2 protein-coding genes are annotated in these 1165 nt (G+C 68.9%); both read left to right on the top strand.

Annotated features, from left to right (window positions below):
• Positions 1-670 (top strand): RHS repeat-associated core domain-containing protein (locus tag FKP22_RS31130; RefSeq protein ID WP_211361684.1); only part of this gene is annotated, 670 nt, incomplete at its 5' end.
• Positions 671-683: 13 nt separating this feature from the next.
• Positions 684-1165, top strand: a 482-nt coding sequence (locus tag FKP22_RS31125; RefSeq protein WP_211361683.1) for a hypothetical protein, incomplete at its 3' end; no start/stop codon positions are given.

Raw genomic sequence — 1165 nt, 5'->3', positions numbered from 1 at the left:
GGCTTCGGCGCAGCGCATGCAGCGCGCCGGCCTGCTGGCCGACTGGCTGCGCGAGCCGCGGCTGCGCTGCCGTTACGCCTACTGCGCCAACGACCCGGTCAACCGCTTCGACCCGAACGGCCACTGGAGCTTTGGCGGCGTTTTGCTGTCGCTGCTGGGCGTGATCTGGACGCTGCCGAACACCGCGTTCGGCCTGGCCATCGAGGTCAGCATCCTGATCGGCGAAGTGGTGCGCTGGCTGGTCTGGGCTTTCACGCTGGGCCATGTGAGCTGGCAGACCCCCGGCTTCGACGTCGCCTCTTCCGGCAGGCTGAATGCCTTTGCGCTGGTCTTCAAGGGCGGCTGGCTGGGCTCGTTCGACGGGCTGCTGGGCATCACCTTCGGCAACGTCTTCTTCGTCAACGGCGAGTACGAACAGAACGCCGCCTGGCAGGCCTTGCCGGATCCGGTCTCGCCGCCGGCCTACAGCGGCGCGGTGAGCATCCCGAAGTCCCAGGCGCTTTACGAGCACGAGCTGCGCCATGTGAACCAGTACGGCTGGTTCGGCCCGTTTTTCCACCTCGGCCTGCCGCTGTTCGGCGTGTACCTGTGGGACGTGATCCTGCACGGCTACCAGGACGCCGAGCTGGAAAAGGATGCCCGCGCCCACGGCGGCTTCCCCACGAATTGAGGGCCTCGCAAACATGGCTGGCCTGAACCCCCGTTTCGCCTTCACCGCTGGCAGCCTGAGCGCAGACAGCAGCGCGCCGGTGGCTGCACCCTCGCGCTTTGTCGTCGAGCGCAGCCTGGACGTGCCGCTGGACGGCTTGCGCGTGCTGCTGGCCGAAAGCGGCGGCGTGGCCGTGGGCGACCCTGTGACGCTGGACCTGGGCGATGAGGACGGGCTGGAGCGAGTCTTCACCGGCAGCGTGGCCGAGTTGCGGCCGCGGCTGGGCGGCTGCCAGCTGGTCTGCGTGGGCACGCTGCTGTCGCTGGTGGAACTGCGCGTGGCCTCGTTCTACCAGCAGCAAAGTGCCGGTGACGTGGTGCGCGACCTGATTGGCCAGGCCGCGCTGGAAGCCGGCCAGATCGAAGACGGCGTGACGCTGGCGCGCTACGCCTTCGAGCGCCGGCAGGGTGCGCACACGCAGCTGCGCCGGCTGGCCGAGCGGCTGGGCTTTTCGCT

It is taken from the genome of Ideonella azotifigens, from assembly GCF_006519715.1.
Classification (GTDB): domain Bacteria; phylum Pseudomonadota; class Gammaproteobacteria; order Burkholderiales; family Burkholderiaceae_C; genus Ideonella; species Ideonella azotifigens.
This window is presented reverse-complemented; position numbering and strand designations above follow the sequence as displayed.